Source organism: Phaeodactylibacter luteus, assembly GCF_007993045.1.
Lineage (GTDB): Bacteria > Bacteroidota > Bacteroidia > Chitinophagales > Saprospiraceae > Phaeodactylibacter > Phaeodactylibacter luteus.
On the sequence record NZ_VOOR01000182.1, the window covers coordinates 1 to 610 of the forward strand.

Below are 610 nucleotides of genomic sequence, written 5' to 3' on the forward strand. Positions count from 1 at the left end.
AAGCCCAGCTCCGCTCGCCGTGAAGCACAGCGCTTCTGTTACCGGTGCGCACGCCAGGACTGTCGTGTCAGGGGACGCCTGCAGCTGCTGGGCAGCCACTACGAACACCCGCACCTCCAATGACGTGGAGCCGCAACCGTTCGTGGCTTCGAAGGTGTAGCACTGCTCCCCTTCTGATGCCCCTACAACGATGAGCTCTCCCCCAGATACCGCGCCAGGGGAGCCATCGCAGCCCGTCCAAGTGTAATCGTGCCCGTAGCCCGAAAGGTCGATGCGCAGCTCTTCCCCCACGCACAGCCCGAAGGTGTCGCGCAGGTTCTCTGGCAGCGGCGGCATTTCTTCTTCCACCTGCACCCGGACCGTATCGCTTATGATGCACGACAGGCCGGGCGCGCTGACGATGTAAAGGTGATCCCCCGCAGGGGGCGCAACGCAGAGCTCGCCACCGCTGCCCAGTACCGTGCCCGCGGCGTCTGCCCATTCCAGCAGCCCCACTGGAAGCCCAGCTCCGCTTGCCGTGAAGCACAGCGCCTCAGTTACCGGTGCGCACGCCAGGACTGTCGTGTCAGGGGACGCCTGCAGCTGCTGGGCAGCCACTACGAACACCCGT

At 65.4% G+C, this 610-nt stretch carries 1 protein-coding gene; it reads right to left on the minus strand.

What is annotated here, in order from left to right; genetic code table 11:
* Positions 1 to 610 (minus strand): hypothetical protein (locus tag FRY97_RS22620; RefSeq protein ID WP_170254867.1); only part of this gene is annotated, 610 nt, incomplete at both ends.